A 22,193-nucleotide genomic window follows, 5' to 3' on the forward strand; every position below is an offset into this window, starting at 1 on the left:
GCAGTTCCGCCGCGTCGCCACTCGCTACGAGAAGACCGCCCGCAACTACGCCGCCGTCGTCACGCTCGCCGCCATCGTCCTATGGCTCCGGTAACTGTCCACGCGACCTAGCGTGCAGTAAGTTTTGCACTGCATACTTGGAGAGCCGCCTGAGGCGGCCCGCTGGGACCGCCCTAGCTAGAACTCGGGGTTGGTCCGTGCGGAGAACCGGTCGCGGGCGGTGAACCGGTCGGCCGGCAGCTCGCCGCAGGGGCGCCGGTAAACAGCCTCGCTGAGGAACGAGCGCTCGATCTCGATCTGATCCTCCTCGAGATCGATGTACCAGCAGCGTCGCGCCCCGCTCCAGCGATAGCGGCGGGCCTTCAGCAGGTCCTTGGTCTCGATCGGCGAGCCCTGTGCCCACAGCCGCACCGTCGGCCGGCGGGCGGTCTCCAGCAGGCAGGACAAGGCTAGGCGCCCGGAGGTCCGCAGCGGGCTGTCGAGCAGCCTAAGCAGGGCATGGCAGTCGTCGATCGCCCGGTGGCCCTGATGGAAGAACCCATGGTCGATCAGCAGGTAGCCGAGCTTCATGCCCTCGTGGCCCTCAGCCCGCCACGGGATCTGATGGCAGGAGCAGGCCCAGTTCTTCTCGGCAAACACCGGCCAGCGGCCCTCACACATCTGCCGGTCGAAGCTGGCGTTGTGGGCGATGATCACCGCGGCATCGGCGGCCAGCGCCTGTACGGCGGCATCGTCGATGCGCTTGCCAACTACATCGGCGTCGGTGATTCCGGTCAACCGGGTGATCTCCGGCGGAATGGGCCTGGCGGGCTGGTGCAGCTGGTTGAACGTCTCGAGCACCCGGTAGATGCGCCCGCTGGCGCCGTACTCGAACTTGAGGATGCCGAGCTCGATCACCTCGTCCGTGGCGAAGTCGGTGCCGGTGGTCTCCACGTCGAGCACCAGACCAATGAACGTCGGCTCGTTGGGCGGCTCGGGGCAGTCGGTGAGCGGCGCCAGCCGGCGCAGCACGCGGTAGTCCCCCGTGCTTTCGAGCACGGCGGCGATGCTGTCGAGGGGCTGGTTCACGGCCACACGGTCCCGGCTTGGTTCTCCCTGGCCGGCGGCGGATCTGCCGTGCGGCTGTGCCGGGGAGCTTAACCGGGCCTGCGACAGGCTGACCAGCGGAATGGGACCAGCCGTCCACAAGGCAAGGAGGGGTGCGGGAACCCGGCCACGGCCTGCTCGTTGAACCGCCAGATTGGATCTGTTCTAATTCGCATCAGGGCGGCAGCGCCGCCCGCCAGCTGCAGGAGCATCCCCATGGCAAACGCCAAGTGTGAGAGCTGCAAGTTCTTCGACGAGCACAAGGTCAACGGCGCGGCCGCGCAGCATGACGAAGGCCTGTGCCGCTTCAACCCGCCGGTGAACCAGCCGGGCCCGGACGCGCACGGCCTCTGGCCGGTGGTCGGCGCGACCGACTGGTGCGGGCACTACATGCTCGAGATGACCGCCGCCGAGTAAGGCGGGACGTCGCGCGAGCGATGCAGGGGCCAGCCGGGAGGCTGGCCCTTTTTCGTGGGCGGTGCACGGCCGGACAGGCTGAGCTGCTGCCGGTCGATTTCAGCCTGCGCCCATGCCGGCCCAGCGGCCTCGGCGTCCAGCCACTGGAGGACGAGGGCGACCTGCCCACCGCTCTCCTGCACCAGTGCCGGCGAGGTGAACCACGACAGGTAGCCGATTTCGGTGATTGGCAGCGATGCTTGTCGGGGTTCGATACGCTCGATCTACAGCTGCTTCGATTGCGCCAAGATGCAGTGCTCAGAGGCTGCAGACTTCATGTGATGCACAGAAGCTATAGGGTGATCTGCGGCAAGTGTGCGATGGCGTCCGCACGTGCTTTCAGTGAAACGCTTCCGTAGCGTTCGCCGACGCTTCGAGCCGACCAGCCACACAGCGCATCGATGACGTTGCTGGCTACGCCCGCTTCCGTTGCCACCGTACGGAAGCGATGCCGCCAGCTGTGATTGGGGCTCACACCGGGATCGCTGACGTACTGACGCGCAAACTCGCTGAGTCGGTTCTTCACCCCCTGCAACGGACCAGCGACGCCACCCGCGGCATCTGGGACGATGAACAGTCGCTCAGCCCGCGTGGCCTGCACGAACGCTGGAAAGCCGAGCTCGACAAGCTGCGGGTGCAAGGGCACGTCGCGCGCCTGCTTCGTCTTCACCGCTCCCGCCTCCGGGGTGATCCGGAGCATCCAGACGCCGTCAGGGTAGCCAGCCACCGCCTCCCGCCGAAGATCCTGCCGCCGCATCTGCGCGATCTCTCCGACGCGCGCCCCGGTAAAGGCGAGCACCCAGGGGATCCAGCGTTTGGCGGCGTAGGTCTGCGGCAACTCCCTACCGGGCGTCAGGTCTAAGGCGGCGCGAAGTAGCGTGCGCGCCTCCTCGGCTGTGAACTCACGCTCGCGCAGCTTCACTTTTGCGGCCTTAGCGACCGTCACGCCAACCGCCGGGTTCTCGGCAACGCGTCCATTGTCGTGTGCCCAGCCGAACACGGCTTTCAGGGCAGCCAGATCGCTGTTCTTGACCGTCGTGGCCGACACCAACTCACCATTGCGCTTGCGGCTGGCAAGGCGGTGATCCTTGAGGCGGACGATGTCGTGCTTCGTCACGCGGTGCGCGTCGTCGTGCCCGAGAAAGGCAGTCAGCAAGCGGAAGGCGTGAGCGTATGCGTCGTGAGTTGAAATCGACTTGCCGGTCCGTTCGGCCTCGCGCCACCAGGCCTCGACCAGGGCACTCATCTTTGCCGGCGGCAGCGAAATCGGCGCCGTGCCGTACGGCTGAACCGCCATCGCCGACGACGGCAAGATCGAACGCGCAATCGGGTGTTGGCCGACGTCGAGAGATTCGCCCTGCGCCGCGGCCTTGAGGGCGAGGCTTGCCCGCTGCATCACCGCCGCGACAGCCCGGGCGAGTTTCCGACGGTTCGACTGATCAACAACAATGCCGCGCTGCTTCAGCACGGCATCAGCTTGATCGGTGCACCACTCCTCCATGTCTCGCCGAGCACCGACCGCTGGATCTGCCGCTTCTTTGATGAGCGTGGCAGCCAGGTTCGATTGAAGCGACCAGCCCGACGGGCGGCGGGGCCAAAGATTCTCTCCAAGATCAATCCGCCAGAAGGCCTGCTGACTCGGCTCATCACGATGCTGGTCGATCCACCATGCGTAGAGTGGCTCGACCATCTCGTGTGCCTCGCGCTCGCTCAGCAGCTTTGGGCCTGCGCGGAGGTTCGTCCACCGCTCATCCAGCTCAAGGAGGGCACGGGCATGGAGGCTCTTGGCGAGAACCGGATCCTTCGTGCCAAGGCTGATCTTCTCCTCGCGCTTGCCGATGAGCGCGAGAAGGTCGGCTGGCACGGCCCGCCGCAGATAGTAGATGCCAGTTTTGGGATGCTTCCAGGGACGCGTCGTCATCAACGACATTTGTACCACCCGTTTGTACCACCCGGGCAGTCCTAAGTCTCTGTTTTCACTGATTGCTTTTGCGGCTCAGCGGCTTAGCCAGCTGATGGTGCCCAGGAAAGGACTCGAACCTTCACCTCTTGCGAGACTGGTACCTGAAACCAGCGCGTCTACCAATTCCGCCACCTGGGCGCCGGGCCGTTTCCGGTCGGCGATGGGGTTCGTTTAGGGGGCGGCGGCGAAGGCGTCAATCGCTGTTTCGCCGCCGCCGGCCAAAAATCCCGATCGGAGCTTTCGCGCGGCGCGGGGGTCACACACCTGCGCTGCGTGCTGCGATCCGGCTCAGTTGCGCCAATCGCGGACGTCGACGAAGCGGCCAGCCACCGCCGCCGCCGCCGCCATCGCCGGGGAGACGAGGTGGGTGCGGCCGCGCGGGCCCTGGCGGCCCTCGAAGTTGCGGTTCGAGGTCGAGGCGCAACGCTCGCCGGGCCGCAGCTTGTCCGGGTTCATGCCCAGGCACATCGAGCAGCCGGGCTCGCGCCAGTCGAAGCCCGCATCCTTCAGGATGCGGTCGATCCCCTCGGCCTCGGCCTGCGCCTTCACCAAGCCGGAGCCCGGCACCACCATCGCCGAGACGCCGTCATGGACCTTGCGGCCCTCGACCATCTTGGCGACGATCCGCAGATCCTCGATCCGGCCGTTGGTGCAGGAGCCGATGAACACCCGGTCGAGCGTGACGTCGGTCATCCGCGTGCCCGGCGTCAGGCCCATATAGGCGAGCGCCTTCTCCTTGGACTGCCGCTTGTTCTCGTCGGCGATCTGCGCCGGATCGGGCACCGTGCCGAGGATCGAGACGATGTCCTCCGGCGAAGTGCCCCAGGAGACCAGCGGGGGAAGGTTCGCCGCGTCGAGACGGATTTCGCGGTCGAAATGTGCCCCCTCGTCGCTGGCGAGGCTCTCCCAGTAGCGGCGGGCGGCGTCGAAGGCGGCGCCCTTCGGCGCCTTCGGGCGGTCCTTGACGTAGGCGTAGGTGGTCTCGTCGGGGGCGACCATGCCGGCCCGCGCCCCGCCCTCGATCGACATGTTGCAGATCGTCATCCGGCCCTCCATCGAGAGGGCGCGGATCGCCTCGCCGGCATACTCGATGACGTGGCCGGTGCCGCCGGCGGTGCCGATCTCGCCGATGATGGCCAGCACGATGTCCTTCGCGCTCACGCCCGGCGGCAGGGTGCCGTCGACGGTGACGCGCATGTTCTTGGCCTTGCGCTGGATCAGCGTCTGCGTGGCGAGCACGTGCTCGACTTCCGAGGTGCCGATGCCGTGGGCCAGCGCGCCGAAGGCGCCGTGGGTGGAGGTGTGGGAATCGCCGCAGACGATCGTCTGGCCCGGCAGCGTGAAGCCCTGCTCCGGCCCGATGATGTGGACGATGCCCTGGCGCCGGTCGAGGGCGTCGTAGAACTCGATGCCGAAATCGCGCACGTTCTCGGCGAGCGCCTCCAGCTGGGTGCGGCTCTCCGGATCCTCGATGCCCTTGGAGCGGTCCGAGGTCTGGACGTTGTGATCGACCACCGCCAGCGTCTTGTGCGGCGCGCGCACCTTTCGGCCGGCCACGCGAAGCCCCTCGAACGCCTGGGGGCTCGTCACCTCGTGCACGAGGTGGCGGTCGATGTAGAGGAGGGCGGAGCCATCCGGCTCGACATCGACGACGTGGTCGTCCCAGATCTTGTCGTAGAGGGTGCGCGGCGCGGTCATGGTGCAGCTATTCTGACGGGTTGAAGGCTCCATCGCGGACAATGCCCCGGTCGGGCCGCGAACCGTGCGGCCGGATCGTGGGGAACATCCGGAAGACCTCTTGTGTAATGCGCCGAGGGCGATTTCGGAAGGGCGGCGGCGCACATGACACTTTTGCCGCCGGCTCGCCTTACTGTCCGGCCGCGGCTGGACCGCGGCGCGGCGCGGCGGTACTCCCGCTCTATCCTTTGTTGACCTTTAGCTCCCTCGACCTTCGGGAGGCCGTGAGCCGGTGCCGCCAGCCGAGACCCCCGACATCCTGCTGATCCGGCAGACCCGCCCCGACGTGGCCGAGCGGCTGGCCGAGCGCTTCCGCCTGCACCGGATGGAGGAGGTCCCCGACCGCGCGGCGTTCCTCGACACCGTGGGCCCCCGCATCCGGGCGCTCGCGGTCGGCGCCATGTGCCCGATCGATGCCGCGCTGTTCGACCGGCTGCCGCGGCTCGAGATCGTGGCGAGCTTCGGTGTCGGCTACGACACCATCGACGTGGGCGAGGCGCATCGCCGCGGCATCGTCGTCACCCACACGCCGGACGTGCTCTCCGACGAGGTGGCCGACCTCGCGCTCGGCTTGCTGCTCGCCACCCTCCGCCGGATCCCGCAGGCGGACCGCTACCTGCGCGCCGGGCGCTGGCGGGAGAGGAGCTTCCCGCTCACCACCAGCCTCAGGGAGCGCCGGGTCGGAATCCTCGGGCTCGGGCGGATCGGCCGGGCGATCGCCCGGCGCCTCGAAGGGTTCGGGGTCACCATCGCCTATCACGGCCGGACGCCTCAGGACGGCGTGCCTTATGCCTATTACGACAGCCTGCTCGGTCTGGCGCGGGCGGTCGACACCCTGATCGTGGCCGCCCCCGGTGGCCCGGGCACGAACGGGATCGTCGATGCCGGGGTGCTGGCGGCGCTCGGGGCGGACGGCATCGTCGTCAACATCGCCCGCGGCAGCGTCATCGATGAGGCGGCGCTGATCGCGGCGCTCCAATCCGGGACGATCCTCGGCGCGGGGCTCGACGTGTTCGAGAACGAGCCGCACGTGCCGCAGGCCCTGATCGATCTCGAACAGACGGTGCTGCTGCCGCATGTCGGCTCGGGCTCGCACCACACCCGCGCGGCGATGGGACGGCTGCTCACCGACAACCTGTTCTCTTGGTTCGACGGCAAGGGACCGGTGACGCCGGTTCCGGAAACGCCCTGGAAGGGCCGGCGATGAAGGGCCCGACGATGACGCGCATGGCTGTTGCGGGGGCGCTGGCCGCGGCCCTGACCGTGCTGGCGGCGGGCGCGGCCCCTGCGCAGGAGAGCCCGCCGGCCCCGGAGCCGCCCCCCGCGACGGCGCCGTCGGAGAATGGCGGAGCGCCGCCCGGGCTTGCGACCTTGCCCACAACACTGGCGGGCGCGGCGGGCAGCTGGGATCTCTCCCTCGACGGCGGGCGGCGGCGCTGCGTGCTGACGCTCGCCTTGGAGGCGGGCCCGAGCGGGCGCGTGGCGCGGTTTCCCGCCGGCTGCCGCCGGGCCCTGCCGCTGATGGCCGGCATCGGCGGCTGGCTGTTCACCGACGAAGGCTTGCGCCTCGTGGATCGGAACCTCCGACCGGTCCTGGCCTTCGCCCGAAGCCCCGACGGGATGAGCCTCGGCGCAACCGCCGAGAACGGTGAGCGCTACAACCTCGTGCCGCTTCAGATCGCTGCGATGCAGCCGCCCGCCGCCCCCGGCACGGCCGCCGTCACGCCCGCGGCGCAGGGCGATGCCTCCTCCCCAGGCGCCGCGACGGAGAAGCCGGCCGAGCCGCCGGGGCCGGCTCTCGGCCTCTACGCCCTCGATCGCGCCGAGCAGAAGGATGTCTGCCGCCTCGAATTCTCAGGCCCCCTCGAGGCCGGGAAGGACACGGCCCCCGTGCGGGTTCTGCCGGATTGCCGCGACAGCGGGATCACCGTGTTCGATCCGGTGAGCTGGCGCTTCGCCAACGGCCACCTGACGCTGAAGGCGCGACGCGGCCACGCGGTGAACCTCGTGGCGATCGGGGAGAGACGCTGGCGCCGTGACCCCGAGATCGGCGCGTCGCTCGTGCTCAGGAAGGTCGAGCCGTAGGGCATCATTTCGAAAGGGGGGCACCATCTTTCGGGATGCTGCTGCAGGGTGCCGGGCTCAGAACAGCGGCCGCAGGGCGAGGTGCAGTCCGAGGCCCAGGAGGCCGACGAAGAAGCAGCGGCGAAAAACCCGCTCGCTCACCCGGCCCCGCACCCAGCCGCCGAGCGCCATGCCGATGAGCGCCGGCACGAGGGCGATGAGGGAGGTGCCGGCGACGCTGAGGGAGAGGGCACCGCCGCCGGCCAGCGCCACGGCCAGCGCCACGGTGGAGACGGTGAAGGACAGCCCCAGCGCCTGGATCAGGTCGTCCTTGGTCAGGCCGAGCGCCCCGAGATAGGGCGCGGAAGGGAACGAGGAGACCGCTGTCGCCGCCGTCACCAGCCCAGTCGCGGCGCCGACGAGCGGCCCGAGCCAGCGCTCCGCGGCGGGCGGAACGTGAAGCCGGAGCGCCGCGAGCCCGACCACGGCGTAGGCGATCAGGGCGAGCCCGAGAAAGACCGTGGCCTCGGCACCGTAACTCCCGTGCAGGATCCCCGCCGCGACCAGGGTGCCGACCACGCTCGCCGCCAGCATCGGCCAGAGCCGGCGCACCAGCGTGCCGAAGCGCGGACCCGCCGCGAGCTGCCAGACATTGGTGACGAAGGCCGGCACGACGAGAAGCGCCGCCGCCTGCACCGGTGCCATGACGAGGCTGAGCAGGCCCATGGCGACGGGCGGCAGGCCGAGCCCGACCATGCCCTTGACGAAGCCCGCGAGCAGGAAGGCCGAGGCCGCCACCGCGAGGGGGAGGGGATCCATGGAGAAGGACATGCGCGTGTTCTGATTTCCGAGGCGTGGTTCAATCGTGGAGCAGCATGTCGCGCAAGCTGGCCTGCCGGGCGGCGTCCGCCTCGGCCTCCGTCGGCGGCGTGGGAACGGGCGCAGCAGCGGCGGCCAGCCGGGGCGTCGCTGCCGGCGGATCGACGTTGCGCGAGACCGCATCCGAGCGGGCGATGGCGACCAGCGCCGTCACGGCCGCGAGGAGAAGGGCGGCCGTTTCGAGCCGGGCATCGCCCGAGCGGGTCGTGGTTCGTATGTCCCGTGCCATAGCCTCAGTTTCGCAGCGTGACAGCGCGCGACAATGCGGAAGTCGCCCGCGGCAGCCTTCGGCTCAGCCGAAGCCCCTGCGAAGCGATCCCCTTGCCGTGTGACGCGGCCTCGCCGACGATGGCGCCATGCGCTTCGACTTGACCGACCTGCGGCTGTTCCTCCACGTCGTCGAGGCGGAGAGCATCACCCGCGGCGCCGAGCGGGCCAGTCTCGCGCTCGCCTCGGCGAGCGAGCGCATCCGCGGCATGGAGGCGGATGGCGGCGTGCCCCTGCTGGAGCGCCATGCCCGCGGGGTGCGGCCGACGCCGGCGGGGCTTGCCGTAGCGCATCACGCCCGGCTCGTGCTCGGCCAGCTCGAACAGATGCGCGGCGAACTCGGACAGTACGCCCACGGCCTGCGCGGCCATGTCCGGCTGCTGTCGATCACCGCGGCGGTCGCCGCCTTCCTGCCCGACGCGCTGTCGGGCTTCCTCGCCGCGTATCCGAGCGTCGATATCGATCTGGAGGAGCGTACCAGCCGCGAGACCGTCGATGCCCTGGCCGGGGGGCTTGCCGATATCGGCATCGTCGCCGACACGACCGATCTCGGTGCGCTCGAAACCGTGCCGCTCCACCTCGACCGGATCGTCCTCGCGGTGCCGGCGGACCATGCCCTGGCGCAGCGCAGCGGCGTCGCGTTCCGGGAGGTGCTGGACGAGCCCCTCGTCGGCCTCAGCCATGGTCGGGCTTTGCAGGCGCATCTCGCGACCCACGCCGCCCGCGCCGGCCGTCCCTTCAAGCTCCGGGTGCGGCTGAACGGGCTCGACGCGGTCTGCCGCATGGTCGAGCGGGGCGTCGGTGTGGCGATCGTGCCCGAGGCGGCAGCGCGGCGCGCGGCCGAGACGCTGGCGATCCGCGCGATCCCGATCGACGAGCCCTGGGCTTTGCGTCGCCTCAGCCTCTGCGCCCGCAGCTTCGCGGCGCTGCCGCCGCATGCCCGCCAGCTCGCCGAGCACCTGGTCGCCCATCTCGGCGCGATCGAGAGTCCGGGTTTCGAAAGGACAAGTCCTTTCGCGGGTCCAGGGCAGAGTCCTGGATGACGTCGGGGCTCTGCCCCAACTCCCGGCCAAAGGGATGACCCCTTTGGAATCCCATTAAGTGCGGGTCAGGCGAGGCGTTCGACCGAGACCGGATAGCGCGGGACGCCTTGCCGCTCGTAGGCGGACAGGTTCTCGATGGTGGTCGCCGCGATCGCCGCCAGCGCCTCGGCGGTGAAGAAGGCCTGATGCCCCGTCACGAGCACGTTCGGGAAGGTGAGCAGGCGCGCGAAGACGTCGTCCCGGATGATCTGGTTCGACAGATCCTCGAAAAACAGGCCGCCTTCCTCCTCGTAGACGTCGAGGCCGAGATGGCCGATGGCGCCCGACTTCAAACCCTCGATCAGCGCGGCGGTATCGACCAGCGCGCCGCGCCCGGTGTTGATCAGCATCACGCCGCGCTTCATCCGGGCCAGCGCGGCCCGGTCGATCATGTGGTGCGTGTCGGGCGTGAGCGGGCAGTGCAGGGAGACGATGTCCGCCTCGGCCAGGAGCCGGTCGAGGCCCACCGCCTGCGCCCCGAAGGCGGCGAGTTCGGCCGAAGGCCGAGGATCGTAGGCCAGCACGCGGCAGCCGAAGCCGGCGAGGATACGTGCGACGGCCACGCCGATGTTGCCGGTGCCGACGATGCCGGCCGTGCGCCCTTCAGATCGAAGCCCAAAAGTCCTTCGAGCGCGAAGTTCCCCTCACGGACGCGGGCATAGGCCCGCTGGATATTGCGGTTGAGCGCGAGGATCAGGGCGACCGTGTGCTCGGCGATCGAATCCGGCGAGTAGGCCGGCACGCGGCCGACCACGATGCCGAGCTGCGCGGCGGCCGCGAGATCGACGTTGTTGAAGCCGGCACTGCGCAACGCCACCATCCGGGTGCCGGAGGCGGCCAGCATCTCCAGCACGGGCCGGTCGAGCACGTCGTTGACGAAGACGCATACGGCCGCGGCTCCCTGCCCCAGAGGAGCGCTCTCGCGGGCCAGCCGCGCTTCGAGGTAGCGCAGGCGGTGCGGTCCGCCCGCCGCCGCGTTGGCCTCATCGAGGAAGCGCCGGTCATAGGCCTTGGTGCTGAAGATCGTAACGTCCATTCCGCCTCATCTCGCATGCGCCGATCCGCCCGATGATCGCCCATCCGCGTGGCGGACGCCCCGTCAAACAGCAAGCCGGCTCCGGCGGCGGCACCGGCGCGGCTGCGGGAGCCCGCTGGGGTCCTCGGCCTCGGCTACACGAAGCCTTCCTCGACCAGGCGGCTTCCCGCCGAGGTGATCTCGTGCCGCTGTCCCGAGCCGCCGACGACGCGGCACCAGCTCTCCGCGACGAGCACGGCCTCGACGCCGTCCGACCGGAGGCGGTAGGCGAAGCCGCCATACATGCCCGGCACGGCAAACCAGACCGGTTCGTCGCCCGGCACTTCCAGCAGCGGCCCCAGTTCGGGGAGCCGGAGGCTGGCCTTGCGAACGAGGTCGTCGGCCCGGCCGCGGATGACGGCATGGAAATGGGCCTGCATCGCCGCGAGGATGCCCGCCGGCACGCGGCGGCGCAGCACCGGGCGCAGGATCTCGGCAGCGCGCCCGTGGCCGCACCGCTCCGCTACGTCGACGGGCCGTTCGCCGCGCGCGTTCAGGAGCATCCGCCAGGCACCCAGGCCGATCAGCGCCTCAAGAACGCCGGGGGGCGCGTTTCCGTGCGCGGCCTGATGCAGGGGCGCGAACAGCGAGACACCGCCGGGCCGCGTCGTGTTCACGAGGCCGGGATGCTCGTGCAGCAGGGCCAGCACCGTCGTCCAGTCATAGGCCTTGGCGGCATCGGCCAGCCGATGCCGCTCGGCCGCGCTTCCTTCGCTCACCACGCCCCTGGTGGTGATGCCGTCCCAGACCAGCGACATGGTTCGCCCCCGCGCATACGATGCCGCCATCATGCCGGCCGGAGGGCGAACGGTCGAACCCCGTCGATCGGGCACCGGCCGCGTGATACCCGGATCCCGAGCGGCGTCAGAGTCCGAGAGCGAGGCCGTCGCTGCGCGGATCGTGGGCGCCGACGAGGCTGCCGTCGTCCTCGATGCGGATCGCACCGGGATGGCCGGCGAGCGGGCTCTGCGCCGGGATGGGGCTGATGGCGTGGCCGCGCGCCTTGAGTTCATCGAACACGGCCTGACCCGCATCGAGTTCGAGCTTCAGGCTGTCGCGGCTATCGGAGAACGTCTTTCCGAGGAGGAACCGCGGCCGGGCGAGAGCGGTGAGCGGGTCCATTCCATAATCGATCAGACGCGTCAGCACCGCCGCCAGCGTCTGCGGCTGCCCGTCCGCGCCTTGCGTTCCGTAGAGCAGCCGCGGGCGGCCGTTTTGGAAGTACACGCCTGGATTGAGGGTGTGGAACGGCCGCTTTCCGGGTTGCAGCGCGTTGATGTGGCCCGCCTCCGTGCTGAAGGCCGCACCGCGATTGTGCCAGAGGATGCCGGTATCGCCCGCGACAACGCCGCTTCCCCAGTCGAAATAGACCGTCTGCAGCAGGCTGACGCAGTTCCCGTCCCGATCAGCCGCCCCGATGAAGACGGTGTCGCCGGTCTTGTAGACATGCGGCCAGGGCGCAGCCTTGCGCCGGTCGATGCTGCGGGCCAGGCCATCGAGGTGGGAGGGCGACAGCAGCCGCTCGACGGGAACGTCCGTAAAATCCGGATCGGCGATGAAGCGGTTGCGGTCGATGAAGGCCAGCTTCACCGCCTCGACGAGGAGGTGGTAGTAGTCGGCGCTGCCCTCAGGCGTCGAGGTCAGGTCGAAGCGGTCGAGGACGCCCATGATCTCGAGCGTGGTCAGCCCCTGCGTCGGCGGGCGCAGGCTGACAAGTTCCCCGCCCCGGTAAGGCACGCGCAGCGCGCTCTCGTTGCGCGCCCGGCAGCGGGCGAGATCGTCCACGGTCAAGGGCGAGCCCGCCTTTTCCAGCCCGCGCGCGATCCGGTGGGCCAGTTCGCCCTCGTAAAAGTCGCGCCCGCCGTTCTCCGCCAGCGCCGTGAGCGTGCGGGCGAGGTCGGGCTGGCGGAAGGTCTCCCCGGCCTCCGGGATGCGGCCCTCGGCGGTGAACACGCGCACGACATCGGGCCAGTTGCCGATCTCCTTGGCCCGGAAATTCGCCCAGAAGCGTTGTGACGGTGTCAGGGGAAAGCCGTCCGTCGCGCAGGCGATGGCGCGCTGAAACAGACCGCGCCAGGATTGCCGTCCGCCCAGGGCCCGCTGACTATAGGTAAAGGCCTGTTCCCAGGTATCGACGGCCGCCGCCGCCGTGATCGCCGAGCCGGGGCCGCGCGTCGGAATCGGCCGTCCGTCCTGCGGCACCTTTGCCACCGCCTGACCGATGCCGGACAGGGTGAAGCTGGCGCCGTTGCGATCGCTGACGATCATGAACGCGTCGCCGCCCAGGCCGCAGAAATGCGGGTAGGTCACGCAGAGGGTGGCGTTGATGGCGATCGCCGCCTCGATGGCGTTGCCGCCCGCCCGCAGCACCTCCCGGCCGGCTTCGCTGGCGAGTTCGTGCGGGCTCGTCACCATGCCCTGGCGGGACCGGGCGAGGGCGCCGCGGGGGGCGCCCGCCTCGGCGAAGAGTCGGCTCGGCATCATCGTCGCCCCCAGGGCAGAAGCGGAGGTCAGGAGAAGCGCGCGCCGCGAAGTGTCCGGCGCGGGATGGGACGGGCCCTCGCTACGATCCATGCTGGCGTCTCCGGGATGTTCGCTCGGGCCGGGCGCGAGGCTCTCGACCGGGGATTTGCCAGACCGACCACATCGGGGGGCTACGCCGCCCGCTCGGCGGCGTGCGCGGCGATTGCGCCGGCCGTGGTGAGCCAGACCGTGTCCCGATGCCCGGCGATTCGTTCGAGCGCCTGCCGCAGCGGGCGCAGCCGGTGCGGCTGGCCGACGATGTAGGGGTGGAGCGCAATGCCCATGACCAGCGGCGCGCGGCGCGACTGCTCCAGCATCTCCTCGAAACCGTCCACGATGGCCTCGGCGAATTGCCGCCCCGTATCCTTGCGGGCGACGATGGCCGGGATGTCGTTCAGCTCCTGCGGATAGGGCACCGAGAGGATGCGCCCGCCGCCGCGGGTCGCGAACCACGTCGGCTGGTCGTCGTGGCACCAGTCGAGCAGGTAGCGGTAGCCCGCCTCCGCCAGCAGGTCCGGCGTAACCCGCGACTGCGAGATCCAGGGCCCGAGCCAGCCGGCCGGCGCCCGGCCCTCCTCCCGCGTCAGCACCGCGGTCGCCTCGGCGATCAGCGCCCGCTCCTCCGCCTCCGACAGGCTGCCCTGCCGCTCGGCATTGGTGCGACCATGCCCGACGATCTCGTCGCCCCGCGCCCGGAAGGCCTCGATCAGGCCCGGACAATCCCGGTAGATCCGGCTGTTGACGAGGACGCTCGCCGGCATCTGCAGGTCGTCGAGCATGTCGCGGAGGCGCCACGCGCCGACCCGGTTGCCCCAGTCGCGCCAAGCGTAGTTCAGCACGTCCGGCTGCGGCCCGCCCGGCGCGAGCTCGGCCCCGAGCCCCGCGCCGAAATCGAAGGTTTCGAGGTTGAGCGCGAGGTAGACCGCGAGGCGTCGGCCGCCGGGCCAGTCGTAGACCGGCCGATCCGGCAGAGCAGAATAGGCATAGCGGCCATGGCCGGCAGGGGTCGGCGCCGATTTCGTCACGGGAAGGCTCTCGATCCTGTTGTTGTGGGGCACGTGCAGGCTCACGCCGCCCCGAGATAGGCCGCCTCGAGGGCTGCGTCCGCCTTCAGCTCCGCCGCCGTGCCGGAGGCCGCGACGCGCCCCTGTTCCAGGACGTAGCCCCGGTCGGCCACGGTCAGAGCGAGGGCGGCCATCTGATCGACGATCAGGATCGTCGTGCCCTGGTCCCGCAGCTCGGCGACGGTGGCGTAGAGGTTGTTGATGATCGCCGGCGCCAGCCCGAGGGACGGCTCGTCGAGGAGCAGGATGCGCGGATGCGCCATCATCCCGCGGGCGATCGCCAGCATCTGCTGCTCCCCGCCCGAGAGCAGGCCGGCGCGGCTGCCCGCCCGCTCGCGCAGACGCGGGAAGCGGTCGAGCAGCGCCTCGACCTCGGCCGGATCGACCCGGCCGCCGCGGCTCCAGGCGCCGAGGCGGATGTTCTCGACGACGGTGAGTTCGGGAAAGACCTGCCGCCCCTCCGGCACGAGGGCGAGGCCCAGCCGCGCGATCCGGTGCGCCGGCAGCGCCGCGATCGGGACGTCGGCCAGCACCACCGATCCCTCGACCGGGCGCAGCAGGCCGGCGAGTGCCCGCATCGCCGTCGACTTGCCGGCCCCGTTCGAGCCGAGCAAAGCCACGGTCTCGCCGGGCCGCACGGCGAGGTCGATGCCATCGAGGACCGGCGCGGCGCCGTAGCCCGCGCGCAGGTCGAGGGCGGCCAGCACCGCGTCGCCCGGGCCGCTCCAGGACGCGGATCGCGGCCGGGCCGGGGTCTCGGCGGCCCCGAGATAGGCGCGCAGCACGGCGGGGTCGCGGCGCACCTCGGCCGGTGCGCCGCTGGCGATCGGACGGCCGGCATCCATGACGAGGATATGGTCGGACACTCCCATCACCAGGGGCATGTCGTGCTCGACGAGGATCACCGCGATGCCGCAGGCCGCGATCCGGCGCAGCAGCGCGCCGAGGCGGTCGGTCTCGGCACGGGCAAGGCCGGCGGCCGGCTCGTCGAGGAGCAGCACAAGCGGGGACCCGGCCAGTGCGCGGGCGATCTCCACCAGCCGCCGGTCGACATGGGGCAGCTCGGAGGCCGGCCGATCGAGGGCGCCGGCATAGCCGACGAAAGCCAGCAAGGCCGCCGCGTCTTGACGGTCCCGCGCCTGCGCCCGGCGCAGCAGACGCCCAGGCGCGCGGGCGAGGATGACGTTCTCGCTCACGCTGAGCGAGCCGAACAGCCGCGTCGTCTGGTAGGTGCGGGCGATGCCGGCGCGGGCGATGGCGTGGGCCGGCCGCCCGGCGAGGTCGCGCGCGCCCAGACGGATCGTGCCGGCGCTCGGCCGGTAGAAGCCCGAGATCATGTTGAGGACGGTGGTCTTGCCGGCCCCGTTCGGGCCGATCACGCTGGTGATCGCGCCGGGCCGCGCCTCGAAGGCGACGCCGTCCGCCGCCCGGATGCCGCCGAAGGCGATGCCGAGGCCCTCGACCGTGAGCGGCTCGCCCTCGGTTCGGTGCAGGAAGTCCGGCGCTTCCGATCCCGCCTCCGGGCGCGCCTCGCCGCCCCGCGGCAGCAGGCGAGCGAGGCTGCCGACGAGGCCCGCCGGCACGAGCCAGAGCACCACCAGGGTGGTCAGGCCGAAGAACAGCAGGCGGTACTCGGCGAGCCCCGCCAGCGCCTCGGGCAGCAGCACCGTCACCAGGGCGCCGAATAGCGGCCCGAGCACGGTGCCGGCCCCGCCGACCACCACCGCGAGCACGAACAGGATCGATTGCGTGAACGGGAAGGAGCTCGGCGCGATGAACAGCATCAAGGGCGGCAGCACCGCACCCGCGAGCCCGGTCAGCGCCGCCGAGATCGCGAAAGCGGCCGTCTTCACCCGCACCGGATCGAAGCCCAGCGAGGCTGCGGCGACATCCGCGTCGCGCACCGCGCGCAACGCCTGGCCGAGACGGGCATGGCGCAGCCGGTGGAAGCCGTAGAGGCTGAGGCCCGCCGCGATCACCGCGAGGATCGCAAGATCGCGCTCGCCGAGGGCGTGACCGAACAGGCTCGGGCCGGTCGCGACCACGAGGCCGTTCTGGCCTCCGGTGAGTTCCCCGCCCTCGATCAGCGCGTGCTCGACCAGGAAGCCGAAGGCGATCGTCACCATGGCGAGGTAGGGCCCGCGCACCCGCATCGCCGGCACGGCGAGCGCCGCGCCGACGAGGGCCGAGAGGCCCGCCGCGGCCGGAAGCGCCAGCCAGAAGCTGAACCCCTTCAGCGTCAGGATCGCGCTGGCATAGGCGCCGAGCGCGTAGAAGCCGGCATGGCCGAACGAGATCAGGCCGGCGAGCCCGAGCAGGACGTTGAGGCCGGTGCCGGCGAGAACCGTCAGCGCCACGAGGGCGATGACGAAGTGGCTGTAGCCGCTCGTGCCCGCGACGAGGCCGAGGCCCGCGAGCGTCAGGGCCAGGATGGCGAGCGGCATCGCGGCCGGTGCCCGGAGAAGCGCGCGCATGGTCTCTAGACCTTGTTGACGGCAGCGCGGCCCAGCAGGCCGTTCGGGCGGATCGCCAGCGCGAGGATGATGACCGAGAACACGACGATCTGGGTCGCGCCGGAGCCCAGCGTCGCGGTGACGCCGGCCTCCACGAGGCCGTAGAGCAGGCCCGCCAGCACCACGCCGGTGGCCGAGCCGATGCCGCCGAGGATCGCCACCGCGAAGGCCTTGATCCCGAACAGCGCCCCCATCTCGGCCGAGACGGAGAAGAGCGGCGCGATGAGCAGACCCGCCGCGCCCGCTAGCACCGCCGAGAGCGCGAAGGCGCAGGCCACGGTGCGGGCGACATCGATGCCCATCAGCCGCGCGGCTTCCGCGTTCTGCGCCACCGCCAGCAGCACCCGGCCGAGCTCGGTCCGGCGGAAGACGGTGCGGATTGCGACCGCCGCCGCGACGCCGACCACCGGGATCAGGAGCTGGAGCGGGTAGATGCCCGCGCCGAGGATCTGGACCGGAGCCGAGACCAGCGGGGAGGGCAGGCTGCGCGGCTCCTTGCCGAAGGTGAACAGCAGCACGTTGTCGAGGATGATGCCGCCGGCCACCGTCGCGAGCAGCCACGCGTCGGAGCCGCGGGTCACGAAGGGGCGCACCAGCAGGCGCTCGACGGCGAGCCCGAGCAGCGCACAGCCGGCGAGCGCCGCAGCCGCCGCCAGCGGCATCGGCCAGCCGAGCTGGACCGCGAAGGCGTAGCCCAGCACCGCGCCCAAGGTGACGGCGCTGCCCTGCGCGAAGTTCACCGTGCCGGAGACGGCGAAGGTGATGTGGAAGCCCAGCGCCACCAGCCCGTACATGCTCCCGAGGCCGAGGCCGCTGACGAGGGTCCCGGTCAGCATGGGTGCCTCCCCGTGCAACGGCTCCGGGAGCTGCTCCTGAGGCCGCTCACTTGGACACCGCGACGATCTCGCCGTTGCGGAAGCTGGCGAAGATGTAGTCCTCCGGCTTCAGGGCGTCGTGCCGGTCCGGGGCGAAGGGCGCCTTGTAGGTCTTGATCAGCCCGGCATAGGCCGGGACCTTGTAGAAGCCGTCGCGGACCTTCGGCCCCTCGGTGGTGCCGGCCGCCTGGATCGCGAGCGCGATCAGGTGCGTGGCGTCATAGGCGTTGGCGATGCCGACGGCGGGTGTGACGTCGGCCATGGACTTGATCGCCGGGTACTTCGCCTTCAGCGCGTCGAGCACCGCCTTCGCCTTCGGGCTGTCGTTGCCGGCGAAGGTGAAGGTCTGGACGAAGTGGACCCGCGCCGCACCCGGCCCGGCGAGTTCGTCGAAGCGCCCGCCGGCCGGGCCCCAATGGGAGATCACCGGCACGGTCCAGCCCATCCGGTCGAGGGATTTCACCACCTGAGCCGAGGGGCCGACATTGCCGACGAGAAACAGCGCGTCGGCGCCGGCCTCGCGCAGCCGCGACAGTTGCGGCACCATGTCGATGTCGTTGGCCTCGTACTTTTCGATGCCGGCGCTGGGCAGCCCCGCTGTCTTCAGCGCCGCGACGATCCCCTGCTGGTTCGACTCGCCCCAGGCGTTGTTGACGAGGATCGCGCCGGGTTTCTTCGCCCCATAGGTCTTGATCGCGTAGGCGACGAGGGCCTCGTCCACGAGCGCATCGACCGCGGAGACCCGGAACACGTAGTTGTCGGCCGCGCCGTTGCGGGTGATCCCGGTGCCGGCCGCCCAGGGCCCGACGAAGGGCACCTTCATCTGGTTGGCGATCGGCACGATCGCCATCGAGACCGGCGTGTCGAGCCCACCGATCAGCGCCACCACCCCGGCGCGCTGAACCAACTCGCGAGCAGCGAGCACGCCCTTCGACGGGTTGGCTTCGTCGTCGCGAGCGACGAGTTCCAGGGGCCGGCCCAGGACGCCGCCATTGCGGTTGATCTCCTCGATCGCCAGTCCGATCCCGCGGGAGATCGCCTCGCCGGACTTGGCGGATTGGCCGCTGAGCGCGGTGACGAGACCGATTCGCACCGGCTCGGCCGCCTTGACCGGTGCCACGGTCGTGAAGCCCGCCAGGAGGGCGCCGAGGGCGAGGCGCCATGTCAGGGCGCGGGCGGCAGAGAGGCGGTGAGGCATGGCGGTCCGATCCCCGTATGTGGTCGACCGACGACCGCAACAGCCGTGCCAGTCGCTGCGACGCAAATTTCTCTCAGGTTTCCCGAATCGCGTGCGGATTGCCCAAGAAGTGTGCACAAAGTCGCGGCAAAGTGCATACACTTTCTGCATGCAGGCATCGGCCGACTCCGCCATGTTCGGCCGGTATCGCCGAGCACGATGGAGGATTCCGGCATGGACGCGAAGGAAGCGGAGACCGCCCGCGACGCGGCGGCGGTGACGGCCTATCTGGAAGCCTCGATGGTGCCCGATCCCGAGACCGCCGCGGGCTACATGAAGCCCGGCATCGCGATCGTCTTCACCGGCGGCCGGGTGTTCCGGCATCCGCGCGAGGTCACGGCCTTCAATGCCGGCCGCTACGCCTGGGTGAAGAAGCGGATGGAGCGGCTCGACGTGGTGCCGGGCCAGGGCATTACCACCGTCTACAGCCTCGGTACGCTCTACGGCGCGTGGCCGGACGGCACCGCGTTCGAGGGCAACCGCTACGTCGACCGCTTCACCGTGCAGGACGGGCTGATCGTTTCCATGGAGGTGTGGAACGACAGCGCCGAGCGGATCCTCGAACGGCAGGGTGGGCCGGCCTGACCGGTCATACAAAATCCAACGATCGCTCCGCGATGCGGATTGTGTGCCTCGCTCATGTGCCGTGCCGGCTCGGTGATGCGGTGTCCGCTTCCATCAAGCGGCACCGCGTCACCCCTCGACGTAGGGCGCGAGCAGGCGGAGGAGGTCGCGCTCGCGCCGGGGCTCGGTGAGGATGCGCGCCCGCTCCGCCACCGCATCGAGATGGTGGTCCATCAGGGCGACCGCTCGCCCGGCATCGCCAGCGACCAAAGCCGCCACGATGTCCCGGTGCTCGCTCACGGCGCAGTCGGACGAGTGCGGCCGGCTATAGAGCGATAGAATCAGGGCGCAGCGATAGCCCAGTTCGGCTACGTAGCGGCCGAGCACCGGACTTCCGGTCATCTCGGCGAGCAGCAGGTGGAACTCCGTGGCGAGCCGGATCGAGGCCGCCTCCGGCCCGCCGCTCGCCCGTTCCTCTCCGGCGATATGCGCGTCGAGAGCGGCCCGTTGTTCGGCGCTCAGGCGGCCGGCGAGCCGCTGGACCACGAGGCGCTCCAGGCTGATGCGCACGTCGAAGGTATCGCGCGCCTCCTCCCAACTCGGGCTCGCGACCACGGCGATGCGATTGCGGCGCAGTTCGACCAATCCTTCACCGGCGAGCTGAACCAGCGCCTGGCGCGTGATGGTGCGGCTGACGCTGAACCGCTCGCCGAGCGCGTCCTCGGGCAGCCGGTCGCCCGGCGTCAGGGCCCGCTCCACGATGGCCCGTCGCAGGGACCGGCAGATCGTTCCGACGCGGTCGGCCGGGGGGCTCGTCTCGCCCTGTCTCATCGTTGACGCACATCCTGTTGCGGAGCGCGGGCGCTCCCGACCCAAAACAGCACGCCGGTTCCGTGGCGAAGCCGCCGGCTTTTGGCACCGGCCTTCGACAGATGCACGATTGACGCCGATGCGCCCCGGCCCCCGCCGATCCAGTCACGCGAAATGCGTGCCCGCGATGCTTCGGTGAATCTGGGATGCCAGCCGCGCTGCGGAGGCGCTCAGGTCGCGGACGAAGCCGAGGCTGCGTGCGGGGGCGCTCCTGGGGCCTTCCTCCGGCATCGTCACAGGCGGGACGACGCACGGCCTCCGATCCGAACAGGGCGGCCTCGACGCCCTCGCGCACGAGCTGCCCCTTCGCAGGGCGATCACGCCACAGGATGACGGCGCGGAGCGTAGGTCTATTCGAGATGTTCGGAGATTTGAGTGGCTGGGGGACCTGGATTCGAACCAGGACTAGCGGAGTCAGAGTCCGCGGTTCTACCGTTAAACTATCCCCCACCGGAGCCGTCGCGCGCCCGACCGATTTCGGCCGTCACGTTCAGGTAGGCGTGGACCTCAGTCCCCGCCAACGGTGCTGGCGTCAGATAGGCTGTGCCGGGCGCCGCGTCAACATGGATGACGCATCATCGGCGCGGTGAGGCCAAAGCGCCACGCTCGCCCGCTCCCTCCCCGGTCCGGTTGCGGGACCTGCGGGCTCGGGAGCCTCGGCCATCGTCCTGAAAACTGGCCACGGCTTTTGGAGGAAACAATGCCGAAACAGGGGGCTAGCGCATCGAGGGCTGCCCGTGCCCGCCTTCGGCCTCGACGAGCGACGGCTGCGCGGACGGGGGAGCCGGCCGGACGACCGGACCCAGCGCCAGGGTCTCGCCGATGACGTAACGGGCCAGCGCGTCGAAGGTGTAGACCCGTTCGACCAGAGCCTGGGCCGCGGCCGTCATCCGGTCGACCCCGGCATCGTCGGTGCGCAGCAGGAGGTCGAGGGCGCGTTCCAGATCCTCCTGCGGATCGAGATAGAACCCTTCGCGGCCGTGCAGGAAGGGTTCGATGCCGGTCAGCGGGCGGGTGTCGAAGATCGGAACGCTGCCCAAAGCCGCGACTTCGTAGTGCCGGTAGCAGTCCCAGCCCACACCGCCCGGCGACAGGCAGAACCGGCTCCCGGCGATCGCCTCCGCAAAGGCTTCCGGGCTCAGCCGGTGCGCGGGCGCGTGGATGCGCCAGCCTCGGGCGGCCAAGCGCGGCAGGACGCTGCTCACGGCCTCGCGGAAGCCGATACCCTGCGCCGAGCCAGCGTAGAACAGGTCGTAGCGGCGGGCGGAGGCCGGGATCGGCGGCGATAGCGCCGCGGCCTCGATCCCGAGGGCGAAGGGGCGCAGCTTGGCCCGGAGCGCGAGGCAGGCGGGGTCCTGCCGGGCATGACCGGCGCAGGCGCCGCGGGGCAGCACCGTCTCGAGCGTGTTCCAGCGGTTGGCGGCGAGTTCCCGCTTGAAGAACAGGTCGCAGCGGCGAAGGAAGGCGCGGTCGCGCGGGTGGATCGTGAGATGGTCGGTCACGTCGAGGATCGCGAGCCGGACGCGGGGGCCGCGGGCCGCGAACAGGACGAGGCCGCGGAAGGCGAGGCCGATCAGGCTCAGGGCCGCGTGGATCGGCAGGGAGTGCCCGGCGCTGTTCACGGGGCCGACACAGCGGGCAACGACGATGTCGTAGTCCTGGACGAGGCAGGTGCGTCCGATGCCGGCCACCCGCCGCATCAGCCTCAGCAGCCGCACCGGCAGGCTGCCGGAACGGGGAGCACGGGTCCTGACATCGGCCCAGCGCAGCCGCGTGTCGAGGAAGGTCGTGCGCTCGGGGAAGGCGGTGGTGACGAGCGGCATCAGGCCGAGCTCGAGGATCCGCGGCCCCCCCGGCAGAAAGTCCGCCGCGGCCGCGCGAGGGCGCTCGCTCACCGTCTCCATGGCTGGTCCCCGGCGGTCTCAGAGCGGGCCTTCC

19 protein-coding genes, 2 tRNA genes and 2 pseudogenes are annotated in these 22,193 nt (G+C 70.6%); 6 read left to right on the forward strand and 17 right to left on the reverse strand.

What is annotated here, in order from left to right:
* Positions 1 to 94: pseudogene (locus MFF24_RS21845) on the forward strand (IS5/IS1182 family transposase); the annotation flags it as partial.
* An 83-nt stretch (positions 95 to 177) separates the two neighbouring features.
* Here the strand turns inward: MFF24_RS21845 and MFF24_RS21850 are convergent.
* Positions 178 to 1,068 carry a 3'-5' exonuclease gene (locus MFF24_RS21850; RefSeq protein WP_238227629.1) on the reverse strand — a complete coding sequence of 297 codons (891 nt, stop codon included), beginning with the start codon at positions 1,066 to 1,068 and terminating at the stop codon, positions 178 to 180.
* A gap of 234 nt (positions 1,069 to 1,302) precedes the next feature.
* Between MFF24_RS21850 and MFF24_RS21855 the strand changes: the two genes are divergently transcribed.
* On the forward strand, positions 1,303 to 1,503 hold the full coding sequence (locus MFF24_RS21855; RefSeq protein ID WP_238227631.1) for a hypothetical protein: 201 nt from the start codon (positions 1,303 to 1,305) through the stop codon (positions 1,501 to 1,503).
* Here the strand turns inward: MFF24_RS21855 and MFF24_RS29170 are convergent.
* From MFF24_RS29170 to leuC, 4 genes are all read right to left on the reverse strand, one after another.
* Positions 1,473 to 1,766 carry a hypothetical protein gene (locus MFF24_RS29170; protein ID WP_506302284.1) on the reverse strand — a complete coding sequence of 98 codons (294 nt, stop codon included), beginning with the start codon at positions 1,764 to 1,766 and terminating at the stop codon, positions 1,473 to 1,475. The two genes, MFF24_RS21855 and MFF24_RS29170, sit on opposite strands and share 31 nt — an antisense overlap.
* A gap of 68 nt (positions 1,767 to 1,834) precedes the next feature.
* Positions 1,835 to 3,463 (reverse strand): DUF6538 domain-containing protein, encoded by a 1,629-nt coding sequence (locus MFF24_RS21860; RefSeq protein ID WP_238227633.1) that lies wholly within the window; start codon positions 3,461 to 3,463, stop codon positions 1,835 to 1,837.
* A gap of 95 nt (positions 3,464 to 3,558) precedes the next feature.
* Positions 3,559 to 3,643, reverse strand: a tRNA-Leu gene (locus MFF24_RS21865).
* Positions 3,644 to 3,793: 150 nt separating this feature from the next.
* On the reverse strand, positions 3,794 to 5,203 hold the full coding sequence (gene leuC / locus MFF24_RS21870; RefSeq protein ID WP_238227635.1) for a 3-isopropylmalate dehydratase large subunit: 1,410 nt from the start codon (positions 5,201 to 5,203) through the stop codon (positions 3,794 to 3,796).
* Between the two features lie 271 nt (positions 5,204 to 5,474).
* Between leuC and MFF24_RS21875 the strand changes: the two genes are divergently transcribed.
* Together MFF24_RS21875 and MFF24_RS21880 are read left to right on the forward strand one after the other, a co-directional pair.
* Entirely contained in the window at positions 5,475 to 6,449 is a 975-nt protein-coding gene (locus tag MFF24_RS21875; protein WP_238227645.1) for a 2-hydroxyacid dehydrogenase, read from the forward strand.
* A complete protein-coding gene (locus MFF24_RS21880; RefSeq protein WP_238227647.1) occupies positions 6,446 to 7,327 on the forward strand; it encodes an AprI/Inh family metalloprotease inhibitor in 882 nt (293 codons plus the stop codon). Before MFF24_RS21875 ends, MFF24_RS21880 begins: the two co-directional genes overlap by 4 nt.
* A 57-nt stretch (positions 7,328 to 7,384) precedes the next feature.
* Here the strand turns inward: MFF24_RS21880 and MFF24_RS21885 are convergent, their stop codons facing one another.
* Positions 7,385 to 8,137 (reverse strand): sulfite exporter TauE/SafE family protein, encoded by a 753-nt coding sequence (locus MFF24_RS21885; RefSeq protein WP_238227664.1) that lies wholly within the window; start codon positions 8,135 to 8,137, stop codon positions 7,385 to 7,387.
* Positions 8,138 to 8,165: 28 nt separating this feature from the next.
* Positions 8,166 to 8,414, reverse strand: coding sequence for a hypothetical protein (locus MFF24_RS21890; protein ID WP_238227666.1), 249 nt, complete (start codon positions 8,412 to 8,414; stop codon positions 8,166 to 8,168).
* Positions 8,415 to 8,541: 127 nt separating this feature from the next.
* Here MFF24_RS21890 and MFF24_RS21895 point away from each other — a divergent pair, with 127 nt between their 5' ends.
* Positions 8,542 to 9,495 (forward strand): LysR family transcriptional regulator, encoded by a 954-nt coding sequence (locus MFF24_RS21895; RefSeq protein ID WP_238227668.1) that lies wholly within the window; start codon positions 8,542 to 8,544, stop codon positions 9,493 to 9,495.
* Positions 9,496 to 9,560: 65 nt separating this feature from the next.
* Here MFF24_RS21895 and MFF24_RS21900 read toward each other — a convergent pair.
* The 7 genes and pseudogenes from MFF24_RS21900 to MFF24_RS21930 all read right to left on the reverse strand — a co-directional run bounded on the left by MFF24_RS21900 (position 9,561) and on the right by MFF24_RS21930 (position 18,782).
* Positions 9,561 to 10,570 (reverse strand): annotated as a pseudogene (locus tag MFF24_RS21900) (2-hydroxyacid dehydrogenase).
* Between the two features lie 134 nt (positions 10,571 to 10,704).
* On the reverse strand, positions 10,705 to 11,367 hold the full coding sequence (locus tag MFF24_RS21905; RefSeq protein WP_238227669.1) for an ankyrin repeat domain-containing protein: 663 nt from the start codon (positions 11,365 to 11,367) through the stop codon (positions 10,705 to 10,707).
* Positions 11,368 to 11,473: 106 nt separating this feature from the next.
* Entirely contained in the window at positions 11,474 to 13,183 is a 1,710-nt protein-coding gene (gene ggt, locus MFF24_RS21910; RefSeq protein WP_238227671.1) for a gamma-glutamyltransferase, read from the reverse strand.
* 80 nt (positions 13,184 to 13,263) lie between these two features.
* Complete coding sequence (locus tag MFF24_RS21915) at positions 13,264 to 14,157, reverse strand: polysaccharide deacetylase family protein (protein ID WP_197711657.1); 894 nt, start codon at positions 14,155 to 14,157, stop codon at positions 13,264 to 13,266.
* A gap of 41 nt (positions 14,158 to 14,198) precedes the next feature.
* Positions 14,199 to 16,670, reverse strand: a complete 2,472-nt coding sequence (locus tag MFF24_RS21920) for a branched-chain amino acid ABC transporter ATP-binding protein/permease (RefSeq protein ID WP_238227679.1) — start codon at positions 16,668 to 16,670, stop codon at positions 14,199 to 14,201.
* 5 nt (positions 16,671 to 16,675) lie between these two features.
* Complete coding sequence (locus MFF24_RS21925; RefSeq protein ID WP_238227681.1) at positions 16,676 to 17,545, reverse strand: branched-chain amino acid ABC transporter permease; 870 nt, start codon at positions 17,543 to 17,545, stop codon at positions 16,676 to 16,678.
* Positions 17,546 to 17,591: 46 nt separating this feature from the next.
* The gene (locus MFF24_RS21930) at positions 17,592 to 18,782 is read right to left on the reverse strand and encodes an ABC transporter substrate-binding protein (RefSeq protein ID WP_238227683.1); all 1,191 of its coding nucleotides are present in this window, start codon (positions 18,780 to 18,782) and stop codon (positions 17,592 to 17,594) included.
* Between the two features lie 213 nt (positions 18,783 to 18,995).
* On the opposite strand from MFF24_RS21930, the gene MFF24_RS21935 reads away from it, so the two are divergent.
* Positions 18,996 to 19,406 (forward strand): nuclear transport factor 2-like protein, encoded by a 411-nt coding sequence (locus MFF24_RS21935; RefSeq protein ID WP_238227685.1) that lies wholly within the window; start codon positions 18,996 to 18,998, stop codon positions 19,404 to 19,406.
* 108 nt (positions 19,407 to 19,514) lie between these two features.
* On the opposite strand, the gene MFF24_RS21940 is transcribed toward MFF24_RS21935, so the two are convergent.
* The 3 genes from MFF24_RS21940 to MFF24_RS21950 form a co-directional block, all read right to left on the reverse strand.
* The gene (locus tag MFF24_RS21940; protein ID WP_238227692.1) at positions 19,515 to 20,216 is read right to left on the reverse strand and encodes a GntR family transcriptional regulator; all 702 of its coding nucleotides are present in this window, start codon (positions 20,214 to 20,216) and stop codon (positions 19,515 to 19,517) included.
* 415 nt (positions 20,217 to 20,631) lie between these two features.
* Positions 20,632 to 20,705: transfer RNA gene (locus MFF24_RS21945), tRNA-Gln, on the reverse strand.
* 266 nt (positions 20,706 to 20,971) lie between these two features.
* Positions 20,972 to 22,159 (reverse strand): CgeB family protein, encoded by a 1,188-nt coding sequence (locus MFF24_RS21950; protein WP_238227701.1) that lies wholly within the window; start codon positions 22,157 to 22,159, stop codon positions 20,972 to 20,974.
* Positions 22,160 to 22,193: the final 34 nt, after the last annotated feature.

The organism is Methylorubrum aminovorans, from assembly GCF_022179725.1.
GTDB classification, from domain to species: Bacteria; Pseudomonadota; Alphaproteobacteria; order Rhizobiales; family Beijerinckiaceae; genus Methylobacterium; species Methylobacterium aminovorans.

Excerpts from the sequence above, each read along its gene's own strand:
- MFF24_RS21880 (WP_238227647.1), top strand. The coding sequence starts at position 6,446 with ATGAAGGGCCCGACGATGACGCGCATGGCTGTTGCGGGGGCGCTGGCC.
- MFF24_RS21950 (WP_238227701.1), bottom strand. The coding sequence starts at position 22,159 with ATGGAGACGGTGAGCGAGCGCCCTCGCGCGGCCGCGGCGGACTTTCTG.
- MFF24_RS21905 (WP_238227669.1), bottom strand. The coding sequence starts at position 11,367 with ATGTCGCTGGTCTGGGACGGCATCACCACCAGGGGCGTGGTGAGCGAA.
- MFF24_RS21890 (WP_238227666.1), bottom strand. The coding sequence starts at position 8,414 with ATGGCACGGGACATACGAACCACGACCCGCTCGGGCGATGCCCGGCTC.
- MFF24_RS21860 (WP_238227633.1), bottom strand. The coding sequence starts at position 3,463 with ATGACGACGCGTCCCTGGAAGCATCCCAAAACTGGCATCTACTATCTG.
- MFF24_RS21920 (WP_238227679.1), bottom strand. The coding sequence starts at position 16,670 with ATGCGCGCGCTTCTCCGGGCACCGGCCGCGATGCCGCTCGCCATCCTG.
- MFF24_RS21855 (WP_238227631.1), top strand. The coding sequence starts at position 1,303 with ATGGCAAACGCCAAGTGTGAGAGCTGCAAGTTCTTCGACGAGCACAAG.
- MFF24_RS21930 (WP_238227683.1), bottom strand. The coding sequence starts at position 18,782 with ATGCCTCACCGCCTCTCTGCCGCCCGCGCCCTGACATGGCGCCTCGCC.
- MFF24_RS21940 (WP_238227692.1), bottom strand. The coding sequence starts at position 20,216 with ATGAGACAGGGCGAGACGAGCCCCCCGGCCGACCGCGTCGGAACGATC.
- MFF24_RS21935 (WP_238227685.1), top strand. The coding sequence starts at position 18,996 with ATGGACGCGAAGGAAGCGGAGACCGCCCGCGACGCGGCGGCGGTGACG.
- ggt (WP_238227671.1), bottom strand. The coding sequence starts at position 13,183 with ATGGATCGTAGCGAGGGCCCGTCCCATCCCGCGCCGGACACTTCGCGG.
- leuC (WP_238227635.1), bottom strand. The coding sequence starts at position 5,203 with ATGACCGCGCCGCGCACCCTCTACGACAAGATCTGGGACGACCACGTC.
- MFF24_RS21925 (WP_238227681.1), bottom strand. The coding sequence starts at position 17,545 with ATGCTGACCGGGACCCTCGTCAGCGGCCTCGGCCTCGGGAGCATGTAC.
- MFF24_RS21895 (WP_238227668.1), top strand. The coding sequence starts at position 8,542 with ATGCGCTTCGACTTGACCGACCTGCGGCTGTTCCTCCACGTCGTCGAG.
- MFF24_RS21885 (WP_238227664.1), bottom strand. The coding sequence starts at position 8,137 with ATGTCCTTCTCCATGGATCCCCTCCCCCTCGCGGTGGCGGCCTCGGCC.